We start from the raw sequence: 1,058 nt of genomic DNA on the forward strand, positions 1-1,058 counted from the left end.
GAACTGAAGGTGAGGAGCGTGAAGAGAAGCCCCGAGTAGACGACGAGACCGCCGAGTCCGACGATGATGGTGCCTGGGCCGTCCGGTGCGAGCGCCGCCAGCGCCCCGCGAAAGAACAGATTAGCTATGTCGAGCCCGACGCGGAGCACGAGCAGCGAGACGAGGAGGCCGATCACGATCAGGAACGGCCGGATCAGGATGCCGAGCAGGAACATGTAGCCGGTCATGTTCCCGGCGAAGAGACCCGGCGAGCGCGTCGGCGCGAACTTGTCGAGAAGCCAGAGGGGCACGGCGACCATGGCCTCGGCGATGACCAGGAACCAGTTGAGCACGGCGAACAGGAACTGGATCACGAACAGGAACGGGCCGATCCCCGACAGCAGGAAGCCGGGAACGATGAAGCACCACATCGCCGCCCAGGAGAAAGCCGAGAGGCCGCCGGCGACGACACTGCCGACGCCGCCCGTCACCGTTTCGACGAGCTTGCCCGCGGCACTGGCGAGACCGAACCCGCCGGCCGTCTTGGCGAAGACATGGCCCGTCGCCTGGATCTCGACGACCGGGTCCTTCCAGGTGCTCGACTCCACAGTCGCGAGCTGCCGCAGGATCGTCTGATAGGCGGAGGCGATCCAGCCGGCGACCGACCAGGACGAGGACTGATCGGCGGCGGCGGCGTCGGAGGAGACCGGCACCGGCGCGGCTTGCGCGAAGCTGTCGTAATAGGCGTCGAAGCTGCGGGCGTAAGGGTAGACGTCCTGCATCTTGTCGACGAGGGCCTGATAGGCCGATCCCCAGCGGCTGAAGAAGGAGATGCTGGTCGAGGGATCGGGCGGGTCGCGGTATTCGAAGTTGACCGCCTCCGTCATGGTCGAGAGCTTGGCATAGGTCGCGACCATCGACCGCTGCCAGAGGATGGCGCCGAGCCAACCGTTGTCGGTGGCGTTGGAGAGATACTCCCGTTCGGCGGCCTGCACCTCGGCGGCATTGCTCTGGAGCGCCGAGGCGAGCGCCGACGAGACGGTCGCCGTGGCGCTTTCGACCGCCGTCTTGACGCTCTC

1 protein-coding gene is annotated in these 1,058 nt (G+C 66.6%); it reads right to left on the reverse strand.

Going from position 1 to position 1,058, the window contains the following annotated elements:
• On the reverse strand, positions 1–1,058 hold a 1,058-nt coding region (locus J3S89_RS19810; protein WP_217930264.1), incomplete at both ends, for a DotA/TraY family protein.

This window comes from Pinisolibacter aquiterrae, from assembly GCF_019160155.1.
Classification (GTDB): Bacteria; Pseudomonadota; Alphaproteobacteria; order Rhizobiales; family Ancalomicrobiaceae; genus Pinisolibacter; species Pinisolibacter aquiterrae.